Origin of the sequence: Sphingorhabdus sp. (assembly GCF_040079335.1) — a bacterium.
In the GTDB taxonomy this organism is placed as follows: Bacteria; Pseudomonadota; Alphaproteobacteria; order Sphingomonadales; family Sphingomonadaceae; genus Sphingorhabdus_B.
This window is the reverse complement of the sequence record NZ_JBEBKL010000003.1, coordinates 132,488-147,550: the sequence shown is the minus strand read 5'-3', so window position 1 is coordinate 147,550 and position 15,063 is coordinate 132,488. Positions and strand designations below refer to the sequence as shown.

Below are 15,063 nucleotides of genomic sequence, written 5' to 3'. Positions count from 1 at the left end.
GCCTTTTCTTCGCTGGCTTCGTCAGCTGCAGGTGCTTCTTCTGCGGCAGGCGCTTCTTCAGCGACCGGAGCTTCTTCAGCCGGGGCAGCTTCTTCAGCTTCAGCAACCGGAGCTTCTTCAGCGGCAGCTTCCTCTGCGGGAGCGGCTTCTTCAGCGGCAGGTGCTTCAGCGGCAACTTCTTCAGCAGGAGCGGCTTCTTCAACTACAGCTTCTTCAACCGCAGGTGCAGCAGCAGCTGCTGCCTTGGCTTCTTCAGCTTCAGCTAGCTTTGCAGCCTTGTCTTCAGCGCGATCCTTCGCTTTCTGGCCGGGCTCACCCTTGTTCGGGTTTACCGAGGCCTTGCGTTCCTTGACGCCGGCGGCATCGAGGAAACGGGCAACACGATCCGAAGGCTGTGCGCCAGCGGCCAGCCAATGCTTCGCACGATCAGCGTCCAGAACGACGCGACCGGCATCGTCCTTGGCGAGCTGTGGGTTGTAGCTGCCGATACGTTCGATGAACTTGCCGTCACGCGGAGCGCGCGAGTCAGCCACAACGATTTTGTAATAAGGGCGCTTCTTCGAACCGCCACGCGACAAACGCATTGCCAATGCCATGATATTAACGTGAAAACTTATTTCTTCTTATTCAGTAATCTTGCAATGTCAGGCGGCAAGCCGCCTGCCGCCCCACCGGGCATTCCGGGTAAGCTACCGCCCATTCCTTTGGGCATCGAACCCGGCGGCAGCCCGTGCATGCCCTCCATCGTCGCACCCAGATCGCCGCCCGATTTGCCGAACAGCGCAGCCAGGCCTTTCAGCCCGCCCATTTTCCTGATGCGCTTCATCGCGCTTTCCATCTCCTGATGCATTTTCAGAAGGCGATTGACGTCTTGCACCGTGGTGCCCGAGCCATTGGCAACGCGGATCTTGCGCTTCGCATTCAACAGCGCCGGTTTTTCGCGCTCTTTTAGCGTCATCGAACCGATAATCGCATCCATCCGGACAAGGATTTTGTCATCCATCCCGCCCTGCGCCATAGCCGCTTTGGCCTTTTTCATGCCCGGCATCATGCCGGCCAGCGCACCCAGACCGCCCATTTTGGTCATCTGGCGTAATTGGGCACGCAAATCGTTGAGGTCGAACTGCCCCTTCGCCATTTTGGCGGCGAGCTTTTCAGACTCTTCCTGATCGACAACCTGAGCCGCCCGTTCGACCAGACCGACAACGTCGCCCATGCCAAGGATACGGCCAGCAACGCGTTCTGGGTGGAATGCTTCGATTGCGTCGAGTTTTTCGCCGACACCGGCAAATTTGATCGGCTTGCCGGTAACCGCGCGCATCGACAATGCGGCACCACCGCGCGCATCGCCGTCCATACGGGTCAGCACGACGCCGGTCAGGTCAACCTGCTCGCTGAAATTCTGCGCGACATTGACCGCGTCCTGACCAGTCAACGAATCGACCACCAACAGGATTTCCTGCGGGGTAGAGGTGTTCGCAACCGCCTTCATCTCGTCCATCAACTGCTGGTCGACGTGGAGACGACCGGCAGTATCGAGCATCAGCACGTCAAAGCCCTGCAGCTTCGCCGCCTGCATCGCGCGCTTGGCAATATCAACCGGCTGCTGACCCGCCACAATCGGTAAGGTCGCGACATCGACCTGCGTACCGAGCGTCGCCAACTGCTCCTGCGCGGCCGGGCGGTTGACGTCCAATGACGCCATCAATACCTTTTTGCGGTCTTTCTCTTTGAGAAGCTTCGCAATTTTGGCAGTAGTCGTGGTTTTACCAGAACCCTGCAAGCCGACCATCATAATGATCGCGGGCGGGGCAACGGCGAGGTTCAGTTCGCTTGCGTCCGAACCCAGCATCTCGACAAGCGCGTCGTTGACGATCTTGACGACCTGCTGGCCGGGCGTAACCGACTTGAGAACCGACTGACCGACGGCCTGTTCGGTAACTTTCTCGACAAATTCGCGGGCAACAGGAAGCGCGACGTCAGCCTCGAGCAGGGCCACACGCACTTCGCGCATAGCATCTCGAACGTCATTTTCGTTCAGCGCACCACGACCGCGCAGGCGATCAAAAACGCCTCCCAACCGGTCGCTCAGCTTGTCGAACATCGAACTTCCTTTAACACTGCCCGCGCAGAAACGCACAAAACGCCGGTGGGCGAAACCTCGCTGACCGGCGTGTGATGTTGCTGCACATCGATAAAAAGGGTCGAAACCCCGTGTGGCTGCGCCATTAGTGCCGGCAGCTTGAAAATGCAAGCCGGTAGTTGGCTGGCCACTATCCGTCCGTTCCTGCAACCTACGGATTAACCCAATATTGACCTTTCCGATGCAGAAAGCCTGCGAATATAGGGGCAAATTTGATATGCGAGCCACGCTCAACAAGCGTCCGGAAATCGGGGAAGACGGACAGGTAATCCGGGGCAGTTCGGGTTCGCTGGCCAGTATGGCGCTGATCTTCGGCGCGCTTGCGATGTTTGTTTACATTGGCGGGTCGGTTGGAACCCAGCTGGTAACGCAATATTTCGGAAAAGGCGCCACAACCGATCAGGCGATGGTTTCCGCGCTTCTGCTCAACGTCGCGCTCATTCTGCTCATCTGGCGCCGCACCACCGCGCTCAGCGAGGAAGTCGATGTCTATCGCCAGGCCGAAGTGCGCGCCCAGCATCTGGCCATCACCGATCCGCTGACCAACCTGTTTAACCGCAGGGCTATCAAGGAGAAGACGGCGGAGCTTACGACCCGCGCTTCACGCCGCGGTAAATCGGTCGCGTTCCTGATGATCGACCTCGACGGCTTCAAAAAGATCAACGACCTTTACGGGCATGACAGTGGTGACCAGCTGTTGCGCGAAGTCGCCGATCGCATGCGCGATACCGTTCCGCCTTCCAGCGTGCTTGCGCGGCTCGGCGGGGATGAATTCGGCATCTGCATGGTGTTCGAACCTGAATTCCCGGAAACCGTCGATCGCGTTGCAGAGGATCTCATCGAGGTTCTGTCGCGTCCGGTTACTATTGGCGATACCGATCACAGCATTACCGCATCGATCGGCATCAGCCGACCGGAGCTCGATTGCGATGGTATCGACATGCTGATCCGTCGTGCCGATATTGCGCTATATGCTGCCAAGAAAAATGGTCGCAACGGCTTTTGCTGGTTTGAAAACGGTATGGAAGTTGAACTGCGCACCCGCAATTCGTTGGAGGCCGATATCCGTGCGGCCATCCCGAATGACGAGTTCGTGCCCTATTTTGAGCAGCAAATCGATCTGCAGACAGGCGAACTTGCTGGCTTTGAAATGTTGGCGCGCTGGGTCTCGCCGATGCGCGGCCTGATCCCGCCTGATGAATTCATTCCCGTTGCCGAAGAAACCGGCATGATCGGCGATCTATCGCTCAGCATCATCCGCAAGGCTATGCTCGAAGCGAAAAATTGGGACCCGAAGCTGACCGTTTCGGTCAATATCTCGCCCGTGCAGTTGAAAGACCCGTGGCTGGCGCAGAAAATCGTCAAGCTGCTGGTTGAAACCGGCTTTCCAGCGAACCGGCTCGAAGTCGAGATTACCGAAAGCTCGTTGTTCAAAAATCTCAGCCTCGCCCAGTCGATTGTCGGCAGCTTGAAAAATCAGGGCATACAGATTGCGCTTGACGATTTCGGCACCGGTTACAGCTCGCTGGCGCACCTGCGCGCCCTACCCTTTGATCGCATCAAGATCGACCGCAGCTTTGTTTCGACCATGCTCGAAAATCCGGAGAGCGCAGCCATTGTCAACGCCATCGCCGGGCTTGGATCGAGCCTGAGCGTTCCGATTACCGCGGAAGGCATCGAGGAACAGGCGCTCGTCGACAAGCTGCGCGAACTGGGCTGCACCAAAGGCCAAGGCTGGTATTATGGCCAGCCATTATCGGTCGAAAATGTCCGCAAGCTTCTGGCTGAACGCAATCTTCTGGTCAGCCGCAAATCGTCCAATCTATCTGAAAAGTCGGATGCCGAAGAAGTGCCCGCCTATGGCAGCAAGGGAAAGCGCGCGGCAGGCTGACATCGCCGCCGGACGCGGCTTTCGCTGGACTTGGATGCCGACGATAGCCTAATGCGCAGCCGTTATGGCAGCGCCTTTTCACAAGATGCACGGTCTGGGCAACGATTTCGTTGTGATTGATGCGCGCAGCGAACCCGTCGAGATGACGGGGCCGCGCGCGCGCGCCATTGCCGACCGCCGGACGGGCATAGGCTGCGATCAGCTGATCCTGCTCGAACCCTCTGACACTGCCGATATCCGCATGCGGATATTCAACGCGGACGGCAGCGAGGTGGAAGCTTGCGGCAATGCCACGCGCTGTGTGGCCACATTGCTCGGCAAGCCTGCACAAATCGAGACCATGGGCGGCATTCTTGAAACCCGCCCGCAGGACAATAGCGCGACTGTATTGCTCAATCCGCCTGCGTTCGACTGGGAGTTGATCCCACTCGCCATGCCGATGGACATAATGGACATGCCGGTTGGATGGGAGGAGCTTGAAAGGCCGATGTCGGTCAATGTCGGCAATCCGCATGTCATCTTTTTCGTGCCCGATACCGACGCGGTCGATCTGGAGCGGCTTGGACCGATTATCGAAACCGATCCGCTGTTTCCGGAAAAAATCAACGTCAATGTCGCGACCATCGTTGATCCCCAGAATATCCGGCTGCGCGTGTGGGAACGCGGCGTGGGCCTGACGCTCGCATGCGGGACGGGTGCCTGCGCAACCGCCGTTGCCGCAATCCGCAGCGGGAGGGCAACTTCTCCCGTAACCATTCACTTGCCCGGCGGAAATCTGCGTATCGGTTGGCAGGAAGGCGGGCCGATCGAGATGGAAGGCCCCGCAACCCATGTCTTCACCGGCAAAGCAGACTGGAGCGCTTTCGGTTGAGCGGGCCTGAAATCATCACAATGGGCTGTCGGCTAAATCTGGCAGAAAGCCATGCATTGGCCGAGCAGTTGGGTGACGAGACCAACCTCGTTATCGTCAACAGTTGCGCAGTGACCAACGAAGCAGTGCGCCAGACCCGGCAAGCAATCCGGCAAGCCCGCAAGCGGCGGCCTGACGCGCGCATCATCGTCACCGGTTGCGCGGCACAGATCGAACCACAAACCTTTGAAGCGATGGCAGAGGCCGATGCGGTCATCGGCAATATTGAAAAGCAATCCCCTGCCCTGTTCGCCATCGATGGCCCCAAGGTTCGTGTCAGCGACATCATGGCGGTGCAGGCGACCGCCCCGCACCTCGCCACCGCCTTTTCCGGGAACACTCGCGCTTTTGTCGAGGTGCAGACCGGCTGCGACCATCGCTGCACCTTTTGCATCATCCCCTACGGCCGCGGCAACAGCCGGTCGGTTCCTGCCGGGCAAGTGGTCGAACATGTCCAGCGGCTGGTGGATACGGGCATCGCCGAAATAGTGCTGACCGGCGTGGATGTTACAAGCTATGGCCATGACCTGCCGGGGCAACCCAATCTGGGGCGGCTGGTGGAGCAAATCATCCGCCACGTCCCTACCCTGCCCCGCCTTCGCCTATCCTCTATTGACGGGGTCGAGATCGACGAGCGCTTGTTCGACCTGATCACTGGCGAACCCCGCGTCATGCCGCATGTGCATCTGAGCTTGCAGGCAGGCGACAATCTGATCCTGAAACGCATGAAGCGCCGTCATTCGCGCGAGCAGGCCATCGAGATTGTCGCGCGGATGAAAGCCAGGCGCCCGGATATAGCCATTGGCGCAGACATCATTGCGGGTTTTCCGACAGAGGATGAGGCGATGTTCGAAAACAGCCTCGCGCTGGTTGAAGACTGCGCGATCGTCCATGGCCACATTTTCCCTTACTCGCCCAAAGCCGGAACGCCTGCCGCGAAAATGCCGCAAGTCCGGGCGCAAGACATCAAAGATCGCGCCCGTCGGCTTCGTGAGGCGGTCGCGGCCCAAAAAGATGTCTGGCTGGCTTCCCACGTCGGCAGCACACAAAAAATTGTCGTCGAAGCGGGCGGCGCATCTGGCCATTCGGAAAATTTCGCCTATGTCGAACTCGACCGCAAGGTGCCCGAAGGCGCCATAGTAACCGCATCGATCGAAGGACAGGAAAATGGACGGCTCCAAGGAAGGGTCGCCGGATGAGTGACAATCCCGGCTGGCGCGACAAGCTGCTTGGCGGCCTGAAGAAAACGTCGAGTAAGCTCAGCGAAAATCTGACCGGCCTGATTACCAAGGGCAAACTCGACGCCGATATGCTCGACGAGATCGAAGAGGCATTGATCGTCACCGATCTTGGCCCAGCGACCGCGGCGCAAATCCGCGACAAGCTCGCGGCCACGCGATTCGACAAGGGCATCGACATGGCTGACCTGCGCGAGGTGGTTGAGGAAGAGCTCACACAAATCCTGACGCCTGTGGCCAAGCCACTCGAAATCGACGCCTTCCCGCGCCCGCAGGTGATCCTCGTGATCGGCGTCAACGGATCGGGCAAGACAACCACCATTGCAAAGCTGGCGCACAATTTCCTTGAACAGGATTACGGCGTGATGCTGGCGGCCGGTGACACATTCCGCGCCGCAGCCATCGGCCAGCTCAAAGTCTGGGCCGACCGGATTGGCGTACCCATCGTCACTGGCCCCGAAGGCGGCGACGCAGCTGGCGTGGTTTTCGATGCCGTGAAAAGGGCAACGGCTGAGGGCATCGACGTACTCATCGTCGACACTGCAGGCCGTCTTCAGAACAAGCGTGAACTGATGGATGAGCTGGCCAAAATCCGCCGCGTGCTCGGCCGCCTGAACCCCGCCGCACCGCATGACGTTGTACTCGTTCTCGACGCAACCACCGGGCAGAACGCGCTGAGCCAAATTGAAATCTTCAAGGAAGTGGCTGGCGTCACCGGTTTGGTGATGACCAAGCTGGATGGCAGCGCGCGAGGCGGCGTGCTCGTCGCGGCCGCAAAGCAATTCGGCCTGCCTATCCACGCCATCGGCGTTGGCGAAACCATTGACGACCTCCGTCCCTTCGACGCCCGCGACCTTGCCGTCGCTATTGCAGGATCCGCATGACCGATACTCAGACTGCCAAGCCCAAGCATGGCTTGCTCAACTTCCTGCTCGATTTCGGGCCGTTGTTGCTGTTCTTCGTGGCGTCCCGTTTCGGACATTCCGAAACCGATCCCGTGCAGGGGCCGCTGGTTGGAACAGCCGCTTTCATGATCGCGATTGTCGTTGCGATGATCGTCGCGAAATGGAAGCTCGGGCGGATATCACCGATGATGAAGATGTCTGCCGTGCTTGTCGTCGGCTTTGGGGCGCTGACCTTGTGGTTCAGGGATTTCGGCTTCATCCAGCACAAAGCGACAGCCGTATATCTGCTGTTTGCAACCATTATTCTAGTCGGATGGCTGCGATCAAAGCCTGCCTTGAAATATTTACTGGAGCAGGCCTATGACGGGCTGAGCGATGAGGGCTGGCTGAAATTATCGTTGAGTTGGGGCCTGTTTTTTCTGGGGCTGGCGGCTCTGAACGAAATCATGATCCCGCTGCTGACCAGTGATCAGTACATCGCCGTCAAAACCTTTGGATTGCCTCTGCTCACTTTCCTGTTCGCCATGGCGAACATTCCGATGTTACTGAAACACGGCCTGAAGCTAAGCGATGAGCCGCCGGTGCCACCGCAAGGTTGAATCCCAACCTCATTCCATTTCGCTCGTCTCCCCCGCGAAGGCGGGGGTCCATCTCCGGTGGATGAAATTTCGATGGCAGGTGATGGATTCCCGCGTTCGCGGGAATGACGAGATCAGATCATGACTTAAATTGAATTGGCAATTTAAGTTCCCTTGTAACACCGGCTGTGCTTGGCTAGGCTTCGCAGCATTCGGGTTAACCAAGCCAAAAAGGGGAAGAAAAATGGCGAAGTTTTTTGGAAATCTGCACGCGGTGCTGGGCGTTGGCCTTGTTCTCGCATTGGCGCTGATTGCATGCGTACCGGCCAATGGCGATCTGGAACAGCAAGCCATCCGTTGGCTGCACACCTTCTTCGGCATCCTCTGGATCGGGCTGCTCTATTATTTCAACTTCGTCCAGATCCCGACCATGCCCAAAATCCCTGCTGAACTGAAGCCGGGCGTGTCGAAGCATATCGCACCGTCGGCGTTGTTTTTCTTCCGCTGGGGTGCGGCATTGACCGTTTTGTTCGGCCTGATCATTGCCTTCCGCGCCGGATATCTGATGGATGCGCTGATGCTCGCTGAAAGCCACCGCCTCATCGGTATCGGCATGTGGCTCGCGCTGATCATGGCATTCAACGTCTGGTTCGTGATCTGGCCTGCGCAGCAAAAGGCGCTCGGTCTGGTCGAGGCAGACGATGCCACCAAGGCAGCAGCTGCCACCCGCGCGATGATGTTCTCGCGCACCAACACCCTGCTGTCGATCCCGATGCTCTATGCCATGATCGGTTTCAACGGCGGCTGATAGCCACGAACAATTTGGAGAAAAGGCGGCTTTCGGGCCGCCTTTTTTTGGAGAGGGAACACCAATGCAATTTGACGAAGTCATTCTCGGTCGCCGCAGCATAAGAGGATATAAGCCCGATCCAGTTCCACGCGAACTGATCGAGGAAATCCTGACACTGGCTATGCGCGCGCCTTCATCGATGAACACGCAACCGTGGAATTTCTACGTCATCACCGGCGAACCGCTCGACCGCATCCGCAAGGGCAACACCGAACGCACACTGGCAGGTGTCCCGCAATCGCGCGAATTCCGCACCGGCCAACCCTTTGAAGGCATCCATCGCGAACGACAGGTCGATGTCGCCAAGCAGTTGTTTGGCGCGATGGGCATCGAGCGCGACAACAAGGAAAAGCGGCAGGACTGGGTGCTGCGCGGATTCCGCCAGTTCGATGCACCGGTGTGCGTGATTATCACCTATGACAAGGTTCTCGACGGCAGCGACGATACACCGTTCGATTGCGGCGCTGTCGCCACCGCGCTGGTCAACGCTGCCTGGTCACGCGGCCTCGGCTCGGTGATCAACAGCCAGGGCATCATGCAGTCGCCCGTCGTCCGCGAACATGCCGGGATTGCCGATGATCAGGTGATCATGAAAAGCATCGCTTTGGGTTGGCCCGATATGGACTTCCCATCGAACGCCGTTGTGCCACCGAGAAAGTCGGTTGCAGAGGCCGCGACGTTTGTGGGCTTCAATTGAGTTGAGTCCAAGCAGTGGCTGACTACGACACCATCGGCGTCGATTATGCCAATCTGCGCAAGCCCGATCCGCGCATCGCGGAGCCCATATTTGCAGCATTGGGCGACGCTCGATCCGTCCTCAATGTGGGCGCTGGTGCGGGCAGTTATGAGCCCCTTGACCGCGATGTGACAGCTGTTGAGCCCTCTGCCAAGATGATCCGCCAACTCCCGCCCGGTTCGGCACCGGCTATCCAGGGCGGAGCAGAGGCGCTGCCATTTCCAGACAAGCATTTCGACGCGTCGATGGCGATATTGACGATCCATCACTGGACCGAAAAGGCCAAGGGCTTGGCGGAAATGCGCCGCGTTACGCGTGGACCGGTCGTGCTCCTCACCTTCGATCCGGCGCATCGCGGATGCTGGTTGACCGACTATCTGCCTGAACTGGTCACCCTTGATGAAGGGCAAATGCCTGTCATGGCGGATTATGCGCGCTGGATGAGGCCGGTGTCGATTTCTCAGGTGCTGGTCCCGCATGACTGCAGCGACGGCTTCCTCTACGCCTATTGGCGGCGACCGCGGGCCTATCTGGATGCGCGAATCCGGCAGGGCATGTCCTCATTCTGGAAGATCGAAGGCGCTGATGCAGCGCTTGAGCGGTTGGCCGATGATCTCGAAAGCGGCGCTTGGGAAGCGAAATATGGTGATCTTATGGGTTTGGACGTACTCGACACCAGCTATCGGCTGGTGGTGTCGGTTTCCTAGCCCAAAAGGTCGTGCTTCTTCAGGCTGTGCCTTAGCTGATCATAGCTGAGATTGAGCGCCTTGGCGGTTTGCCGCTGGTTGTAGCGATGTTGTGCCAATGCCTGTTCGAGCAGCGCCTTTTCAAAGGCTTCGGTGGTTGCCTTGAAGTCGCCAACCTTGATCTGCGCTTCGCTGATTGCCGAGAAATCGGTCGAATGGCGTGATGCACCTGCGTCCTGCTCCTGCCCGCCGCCGCTTTCGCTTTCGCGGGACTGGGCGCCAGCGGTCGGCAGCGCGGTCCACGGGCTTTCGAACGGGTCGAACTGGACATAGTCGACCGGCTGCTCCGGCGAATTCCAGCGGTAAACGGCGCGTTCGACAACATTTCTGAGTTCGCGGACATTGCCCGGCCAACTGTAATTTTCCATCGCCCGACGCGCGACTTGGCCAAAGCCCGGCCAGCTATCCCATTCAAGCTCGTTCGCCATGCGACGCCCGAAATAGTCGGACAAAACCTCGATATCACCTTCGCGCACGCGCAAGGGCGGGAGCGTGATGACCTCGAAACTCAGCCGATCGAGAAGGTCGGCACGAAAGCGTTCCTTTGCAACCATGTCCGGCAGGCTTTCGTTGGTTGCACCAACGATGCGGACATCGACGCGAATAGGCTTGGACGAGCCGATTCGCGTGACTTCGCCATATTCGACTGCCCGGAGCAGACGCTCTTGCGCGCCCATAGAGAGCGTACCCAGTTCGTCGAGAAACAGCGTTCCGCCATGCGCCTCTTCAAAGCGCCCTTCGCGGGCGCGGGTGGCACCGGTAAAGGCGCCTGCCTCATGCCCGAACAATTCGGCCTCGATCAGCGTTTCTGGCAGTGCCGCGCAGTTCATCGTGACCAGCGGACCGTCCCAGCGTTGCGACAGGCGGTGGAGACGCTCGGCGATCAGTTCCTTGCCGGTCCCGCGTTCGCCGATGACAAGGATCGGACGATTGAGCGACGCGGCGCGGCTGGCGCGCTCGACCGCATCGAGAAAGGCCGAGCTTTGGCCGATGAATTGCGTGCCGCGTTCCATTCCCCACTGTTGGCATATTTCACCATCATTTGGCAAGTTTTACATGGTGAAAAACCCTCAAAAACCCGAACATAGGTCAGGTTTCTCTGAATTTCCGCCATTTCGATCAAATTGGCACGCCTCCTGCTATATGTCTGGCAAGCCGCACAGAGGCCGAAACCGAAGGACAAGAAAATGCAAAAGCTCAACCAGACCGAAACCCAGCCGACCGGAACTTTCGTCGGCGCGTCGATCTCGATGCTGTTGCTCATCGCATTCGGGCTTTCGTCCTTTGTCATCCAGCAGAAAGATGCCAGCCACCATGCAGCAGAACAGTCCAACCGGCCTGTCGGCGTTAGTGCCTATCTTGCCTGACGCTGCAAGCCGCCGACCGGGGCGCGAAAGCTCTCCCCCAGCTCCCCTACAAGAGCTTGCCCCGGTCGCCCCTTTTCGTGCAATGTTCCAGTCGACTGAACGTTTCAATATCCGGAGTTACCCAATGGGCATATTTTCCAGGACACGCGATATCATAGCCGCCAATGTCACCGACTTGCTCGACAAGTCTGAAGACCCGGCAAAGCTGATCCGCATGATCATCATGGAGATGGAAGAAACCCTTGTCGAAGTGCGTGCTTCGGCCGCCCGTACCATCGCGGACAAGAAGGAGCTGCAGCGTCATATTGCAAAGCTAGACCATTTGCAGGCTGACTGGACCGAAAAAGCTCAGCTCGCATTGTCCAAGGACCGCGAAGATCTTGCCAAGGCGGCTTTGGTCGAGCGCAAGAAGGCGGTCGACATGGCTGACCAGCTCCGTTCGGAAGTGGCTGTACTCGACGATGCCCTGAAAGCGTCGGAAGCAGACATCCACAAGCTGCAGAAAAAGCTGATCGACGCCCGCTCGCGCCAGAATGCCCTGATGACGCGCCTCGAAAGCGCCGAAAATCAGGTAAAGCTGCGCACCATGTATAATGGAGACAAGGTCCGTGATGCATTCAGCCGCTTCGATGATCTCGAACGCCGTGTTGATGAAGCGCAAGGCTATGCCGATGCCCTCGCAATCGGTGCCGACGGCCCGAAGACTCTGGGCGAAGAAATCGACGCACTCAATGCGATAGACGAGGTCGATGCCGAGCTCGAGGCCATGAAAAAAGCAATGAAGAAGGGCTGAACCGATGGAAGATACCCTCGTACCCATATTTGTCGTCGGGATGCTCTTCATCGGGCTGCCCTGGCTGGTGATGCACTATGTCACCCGCTGGAAAACCGCCGCAACGCTAACCAATGACGATGAACGCATGCTCGGAGACATGCACGAACTGGCACGCCGCCTCGAAGACCGTCTCGACACCGTCGAACGCCTTGTCGCTGCCGACAACCCCGATTGGCATCCCCGCCGTCTTGACCATGAGAGCGAGGAATATGCCGATTTAGACAATATCCGCCGACTGGAGAGGAAGAACTGAGATGTCTGGCATGCACACCAAATTCTATCTCGATAAGCAGAATGGCAAATGGAAAGGCGTTTGCGCAGGCATCGCGGACTATACGGGGGTCAATGTCCTCTGGGTTCGGCTGGGCGCGGTGATGCTCACCCTGATGGGCGGCTTTCCTTGGACGCTGATTGCTTACTGGATCACCGCATGGATGGCCGACAGGAAACCTATCCACCTCTACACCGAGGACAAGGCCGAGCAGAAATTCTGGCAGGGCGTGCGCCAATCGCCTGCCCGCACCACACGCGACATTCGTTCACGCTTCCGCGAAATCGACCGTCGCCTCGCTGACATGGAAACCTTCTATGTAAGTAATAACAAGCAACTCGCAGATGAGATCGAAAGCCTGCGTTAAGCGCGGTTTCTGGGAGGACTATAATGGGCGAAGGTGAAGTGATATTCACCCTTTTGATGGGTGGGCTGATGGGTACTGCCGTCACACTGATGATCCAATGGTACGGCAGGCGGAAAGTGAAAGCAGCTCTCAAGCAGGAAGGGCTGACCCCGACTCGCCAGACCGAACTGCTGGTCAACGAAAATGAAGCCATGCGCGGCCAGATGATGCGTCTTGAGGATCGCCTCTCGGTGATGGAACGGATTGCAACCGACAGCAGCCTGAATCTGGGCCGCGAAATTGAACGCCTGCGCTGAACGCAGCGAGGAAAAGGAAACAGGAAATGGGACCTGACACAATAATCTGGATTGTCGGCCTGTGCACCGCAGGCTGGGTGATCAACAACTGGATCCGCGCGAAACATGGCTACTCGCTCGAAGACGAATGGGGTGGAAAAACCACCAAGGAACTGCCCGAAGCCGAACGCAAAATCGGGCTGTTGACCAGCGAAAACGAACAATTGGGCGGCAAGATTAGCCGGCTGGAAGAACGGATCGCCGTTCTGGAGCGGATCGCCACAGACAAGGGCGTCCGGCTCGCCGACGAAATTGAAAGCTTGCGCTGAAGGAGTAATCGAACATGCCCGAAGAATTTTTTTTGAAGTATCTCCCTTTTCTGATCGCAGGGGGTTTGTTTATAGGCTTTTTCGGAATTGCCGCGTCGATTTATACCACCCGACTGCGGATCAAAAATGGCTATCCGCTTGAGGGGACGTGGGGGCAGAAACATTATCCCAAGACCGACCAGGAATCGATCGAGCGGATCAAGTTGTTGAGCCAGGAAAACGCCCAGCTGCGTGCCGAACTCGGTTCGATCAAGGATAGGCTCGCCAGCGTCGAAAAAATTGTGGTTGATGACACCCATAAGCTGACCGCCGAGATCGAGGCCCTGCGCGGCCCTGCCAACTAAGGACTACGCATGAGCCCGATACTCATCCCCATTTTAGGAATTTGCTGTGGCCTGCTTGCCATCTTTGCCGGCGCGATTTTTCGCCCCTGGTTGAAGATGAAAGAGCGACAGATGGAACTGGATGCGCAAATGGTTGCCGAAAAGGCCGCGCAATATGCCGCAGACAAAGGCCGTCTTGAGGAGCGTGTCGCGGTGCTGGAACGCATCGTCACCGACCAAGGCTATAGCCTGGCGAACGAAATCGAAGCTCTGCGCACCACGCCACTGAACCTCGAACCCACACATGAAAAGGAAGTAGTGAAATGATCGGCGATCCATTCACGATGGTTGTTGCCATCATTGCCATTATTACCATCGGAAAGATTATTCAGAGCAAGCATCAGGCGAAGTACGGCATTATCGAAGATCAGGATATGTTGGGAAACAAGACTCAGCGTCTAGCGAACAAGACTGATACGCAGGCACTGCAGAACGAAATTACCGAATTGAAAGAGCGCATTAAAGTGTTGGAACGCATCGCGACCGACAACACAAATGCATTCGACGTCAGCCGCGAAATCGAAGCGCTGCGCGACCGGTAATCGTAAAAGGAAGGAAGGACCATGCCACAGGACTCCAACTTCTATCTGACGGTAAGCGCACTAGCGCTCGCAACGGTCGGCATCGTCGCCGCAGCCAGCCTGCGCGGATGGCGCGATTGGATCGAATTTAAGCGAACTGAAATGGAAAGCCAGCACCGCCCATCGCACGACGGCGCGCCATCGACCGTATCGCGCATTGAAGTCGCCGACCTGAAAGAACGGGTGAAAAAGCTCGAAGCCATTGCGGCGGGCATTGATATCTGAAGTCCAAGGCCATAAGCGCAGCGCCTATGACTGCGCTGGCCCACATATTGGACGAATATGAATTTCTCGATGGTGACGATCGGTATCGGTTACTGATCGATCTGGGAAAGGCGCTTCCGCCGATGCCTGATGCGCTTAAAACAGACGCTACGCTGGTGCGCGGTTGTTCGGCAAGCGTTTGGGTCTATCCCCTAACTGAGAATAAACAGCTCTCATTCCTTGCGGACAGCAATGCTGCCATCACCAAAGGCATCATCGCGCTTGTTCTGAAAACGGTCGAAGGAAAGTCGGCTGCCGAAATAGGATCTCTGGAAATCGAAAGTGCACTTGCCCCGTTCGATCTCAAAAACCAGCTAAGTTCGAACCGGACGCAGGGCATTCCCAATATGATAGCATTGATCCGCGAAACCGCCGCGCGCTACGCCTGAGTGCG

The 15,063-nt window shown here is 57.7% G+C and carries 21 protein-coding genes and 1 pseudogene; 19 read left to right on the top strand and 3 right to left on the bottom strand.

Going from position 1 to position 15,063, the window contains the following annotated elements:
- Positions 1–110: 110 nt before the first annotated feature.
- Together rpsP and ffh are read right to left on the bottom strand one after the other, a co-directional pair.
- A pseudogene (rpsP, locus tag ABL922_RS02250) lies at positions 111–596 on the bottom strand (30S ribosomal protein S16); the annotation flags it as partial.
- A 17-nt stretch (positions 597–613) separates the two neighbouring features.
- On the bottom strand, positions 614–2,104 hold the full coding sequence (gene ffh / locus ABL922_RS02245; protein ID WP_349022580.1) for a signal recognition particle protein: 1,491 nt from the start codon (positions 2,102–2,104) through the stop codon (positions 614–616).
- A gap of 220 nt (positions 2,105–2,324) precedes the next feature.
- Here ffh and ABL922_RS02240 point away from each other — a divergent pair, with 220 nt between their 5' ends.
- The 8 genes from ABL922_RS02240 (at position 2,325) to ABL922_RS02205 (ending at position 9,958) form a co-directional block, all read left to right on the top strand.
- Positions 2,325–4,034, top strand: a complete 1,710-nt coding sequence (locus ABL922_RS02240) for an EAL domain-containing protein (RefSeq protein WP_349022579.1) — start codon at positions 2,325–2,327, stop codon at positions 4,032–4,034.
- A gap of 64 nt (positions 4,035–4,098) precedes the next feature.
- Complete coding sequence (dapF, locus tag ABL922_RS02235) at positions 4,099–4,905, top strand: diaminopimelate epimerase (protein WP_349022578.1); 807 nt, start codon at positions 4,099–4,101, stop codon at positions 4,903–4,905.
- Complete coding sequence (mtaB, locus tag ABL922_RS02230; protein ID WP_349022577.1) at positions 4,902–6,143, top strand: tRNA (N(6)-L-threonylcarbamoyladenosine(37)-C(2))-methylthiotransferase MtaB; 1,242 nt, start codon at positions 4,902–4,904, stop codon at positions 6,141–6,143. The genes dapF and mtaB overlap by 4 nt, the downstream gene beginning before the upstream one ends.
- Entirely contained in the window at positions 6,140–7,066 is a 927-nt protein-coding gene (ftsY, locus tag ABL922_RS02225; RefSeq protein ID WP_349022576.1) for a signal recognition particle-docking protein FtsY, read from the top strand. Before mtaB ends, ftsY begins: the two co-directional genes overlap by 4 nt.
- Positions 7,063–7,686 (top strand): inner membrane-spanning protein YciB, encoded by a 624-nt coding sequence (locus ABL922_RS02220; protein WP_349022575.1) that lies wholly within the window; start codon positions 7,063–7,065, stop codon positions 7,684–7,686. The genes ftsY and ABL922_RS02220 overlap by 4 nt, the downstream gene beginning before the upstream one ends.
- 223 nt (positions 7,687–7,909) lie before the next feature.
- Positions 7,910–8,473: a urate hydroxylase PuuD gene (locus ABL922_RS02215; RefSeq protein ID WP_349022574.1), complete on the top strand. Its 564-nt coding sequence runs from the start codon at positions 7,910–7,912 to the stop codon at positions 8,471–8,473.
- Positions 8,474–8,537: 64 nt separating this feature from the next.
- On the top strand, positions 8,538–9,212 hold the full coding sequence (locus ABL922_RS02210) for a nitroreductase (RefSeq protein ID WP_349022573.1): 675 nt from the start codon (positions 8,538–8,540) through the stop codon (positions 9,210–9,212).
- A gap of 14 nt (positions 9,213–9,226) precedes the next feature.
- Entirely contained in the window at positions 9,227–9,958 is a 732-nt protein-coding gene (locus ABL922_RS02205) for a class I SAM-dependent methyltransferase (RefSeq protein ID WP_349022572.1), read from the top strand.
- Here ABL922_RS02205 and pspF read toward each other — a convergent pair.
- Positions 9,955–11,010 carry a phage shock protein operon transcriptional activator gene (gene pspF / locus ABL922_RS02200; RefSeq protein WP_349022571.1) on the bottom strand — a complete coding sequence of 352 codons (1,056 nt, stop codon included), beginning with the start codon at positions 11,008–11,010 and terminating at the stop codon, positions 9,955–9,957. The genes ABL922_RS02205 and pspF overlap by 4 nt on opposite strands.
- Positions 11,011–11,184: 174 nt before the next feature.
- On the opposite strand from pspF, the gene ABL922_RS02195 reads away from it, so the two are divergent.
- The 11 genes from ABL922_RS02195 to ABL922_RS02145 all read left to right on the top strand — a co-directional run bounded on the left by ABL922_RS02195 (position 11,185) and on the right by ABL922_RS02145 (position 15,058).
- Positions 11,185–11,364 carry a hypothetical protein gene (locus tag ABL922_RS02195; protein ID WP_349022570.1) on the top strand — a complete coding sequence of 60 codons (180 nt, stop codon included), beginning with the start codon at positions 11,185–11,187 and terminating at the stop codon, positions 11,362–11,364.
- A gap of 124 nt (positions 11,365–11,488) precedes the next feature.
- On the top strand, positions 11,489–12,157 hold the full coding sequence (gene pspA / locus ABL922_RS02190; RefSeq protein ID WP_349022569.1) for a phage shock protein PspA: 669 nt from the start codon (positions 11,489–11,491) through the stop codon (positions 12,155–12,157).
- Positions 12,158–12,161: 4 nt separating this feature from the next.
- Positions 12,162–12,452, top strand: a complete 291-nt coding sequence (pspB, locus tag ABL922_RS02185; RefSeq protein WP_349022568.1) for an envelope stress response membrane protein PspB — start codon at positions 12,162–12,164, stop codon at positions 12,450–12,452.
- Position 12,453: 1 nt separating this feature from the next.
- Positions 12,454–12,837, top strand: coding sequence for an envelope stress response membrane protein PspC (gene pspC / locus ABL922_RS02180; RefSeq protein ID WP_349022567.1), 384 nt, complete (start codon positions 12,454–12,456; stop codon positions 12,835–12,837).
- 23 nt (positions 12,838–12,860) lie between these two features.
- The gene (locus ABL922_RS02175) at positions 12,861–13,133 is read left to right on the top strand and encodes a hypothetical protein (protein ID WP_349022566.1); all 273 of its coding nucleotides are present in this window, start codon (positions 12,861–12,863) and stop codon (positions 13,131–13,133) included.
- Positions 13,134–13,159: 26 nt separating this feature from the next.
- Positions 13,160–13,441, top strand: coding sequence for a hypothetical protein (locus ABL922_RS02170; protein ID WP_349022565.1), 282 nt, complete (start codon positions 13,160–13,162; stop codon positions 13,439–13,441).
- A 14-nt stretch (positions 13,442–13,455) separates the two neighbouring features.
- Positions 13,456–13,785, top strand: a complete 330-nt coding sequence (locus tag ABL922_RS02165; protein WP_349022564.1) for a hypothetical protein — start codon at positions 13,456–13,458, stop codon at positions 13,783–13,785.
- Positions 13,786–13,794: 9 nt separating this feature from the next.
- Positions 13,795–14,091: a hypothetical protein gene (locus ABL922_RS02160; protein ID WP_349022563.1), complete on the top strand. Its 297-nt coding sequence runs from the start codon at positions 13,795–13,797 to the stop codon at positions 14,089–14,091.
- Positions 14,088–14,366: a hypothetical protein gene (locus tag ABL922_RS02155; RefSeq protein WP_349022562.1), complete on the top strand. Its 279-nt coding sequence runs from the start codon at positions 14,088–14,090 to the stop codon at positions 14,364–14,366. Before ABL922_RS02160 ends, ABL922_RS02155 begins: the two co-directional genes overlap by 4 nt.
- A 21-nt stretch (positions 14,367–14,387) precedes the next feature.
- Complete coding sequence (locus tag ABL922_RS02150) at positions 14,388–14,630, top strand: hypothetical protein (RefSeq protein ID WP_349022561.1); 243 nt, start codon at positions 14,388–14,390, stop codon at positions 14,628–14,630.
- A 26-nt stretch (positions 14,631–14,656) separates the two neighbouring features.
- Complete coding sequence (locus ABL922_RS02145; RefSeq protein ID WP_349022560.1) at positions 14,657–15,058, top strand: SufE family protein; 402 nt, start codon at positions 14,657–14,659, stop codon at positions 15,056–15,058.
- Positions 15,059–15,063 lie beyond the last annotated feature (5 nt).

What these genes read in the sequence shown, in the direction of transcription:
- ffh (WP_349022580.1), bottom strand. Translation starts at nt 2,104, where the DNA reads ATGTTCGACAAGCTGAGCGACCGGTTGGGAGGCGTTTTTGATCGCCTG.
- ABL922_RS02240 (WP_349022579.1), top strand. Translation starts at nt 2,325, where the DNA reads ATGCAGAAAGCCTGCGAATATAGGGGCAAATTTGATATGCGAGCCACG.
- dapF (WP_349022578.1), top strand. Translation starts at nt 4,099, where the DNA reads ATGGCAGCGCCTTTTCACAAGATGCACGGTCTGGGCAACGATTTCGTT.
- ftsY (WP_349022576.1), top strand. Translation starts at nt 6,140, where the DNA reads ATGAGTGACAATCCCGGCTGGCGCGACAAGCTGCTTGGCGGCCTGAAG.
- ABL922_RS02220 (WP_349022575.1), top strand. Translation starts at nt 7,063, where the DNA reads ATGACCGATACTCAGACTGCCAAGCCCAAGCATGGCTTGCTCAACTTC.
- ABL922_RS02215 (WP_349022574.1), top strand. Translation starts at nt 7,910, where the DNA reads ATGGCGAAGTTTTTTGGAAATCTGCACGCGGTGCTGGGCGTTGGCCTT.
- ABL922_RS02210 (WP_349022573.1), top strand. Translation starts at nt 8,538, where the DNA reads ATGCAATTTGACGAAGTCATTCTCGGTCGCCGCAGCATAAGAGGATAT.
- pspF (WP_349022571.1), bottom strand. Translation starts at nt 11,010, where the DNA reads ATGGAACGCGGCACGCAATTCATCGGCCAAAGCTCGGCCTTTCTCGAT.
- ABL922_RS02195 (WP_349022570.1), top strand. Translation starts at nt 11,185, where the DNA reads ATGCAAAAGCTCAACCAGACCGAAACCCAGCCGACCGGAACTTTCGTC.
- pspA (WP_349022569.1), top strand. Translation starts at nt 11,489, where the DNA reads ATGGGCATATTTTCCAGGACACGCGATATCATAGCCGCCAATGTCACC.
- pspB (WP_349022568.1), top strand. Translation starts at nt 12,162, where the DNA reads ATGGAAGATACCCTCGTACCCATATTTGTCGTCGGGATGCTCTTCATC.
- pspC (WP_349022567.1), top strand. Translation starts at nt 12,454, where the DNA reads ATGTCTGGCATGCACACCAAATTCTATCTCGATAAGCAGAATGGCAAA.
- ABL922_RS02175 (WP_349022566.1), top strand. Translation starts at nt 12,861, where the DNA reads ATGGGCGAAGGTGAAGTGATATTCACCCTTTTGATGGGTGGGCTGATG.
- ABL922_RS02170 (WP_349022565.1), top strand. Translation starts at nt 13,160, where the DNA reads ATGGGACCTGACACAATAATCTGGATTGTCGGCCTGTGCACCGCAGGC.
- ABL922_RS02165 (WP_349022564.1), top strand. Translation starts at nt 13,456, where the DNA reads ATGCCCGAAGAATTTTTTTTGAAGTATCTCCCTTTTCTGATCGCAGGG.
- ABL922_RS02160 (WP_349022563.1), top strand. Translation starts at nt 13,795, where the DNA reads ATGAGCCCGATACTCATCCCCATTTTAGGAATTTGCTGTGGCCTGCTT.
- ABL922_RS02155 (WP_349022562.1), top strand. Translation starts at nt 14,088, where the DNA reads ATGATCGGCGATCCATTCACGATGGTTGTTGCCATCATTGCCATTATT.
- ABL922_RS02150 (WP_349022561.1), top strand. Translation starts at nt 14,388, where the DNA reads ATGCCACAGGACTCCAACTTCTATCTGACGGTAAGCGCACTAGCGCTC.
- ABL922_RS02145 (WP_349022560.1), top strand. Translation starts at nt 14,657, where the DNA reads ATGACTGCGCTGGCCCACATATTGGACGAATATGAATTTCTCGATGGT.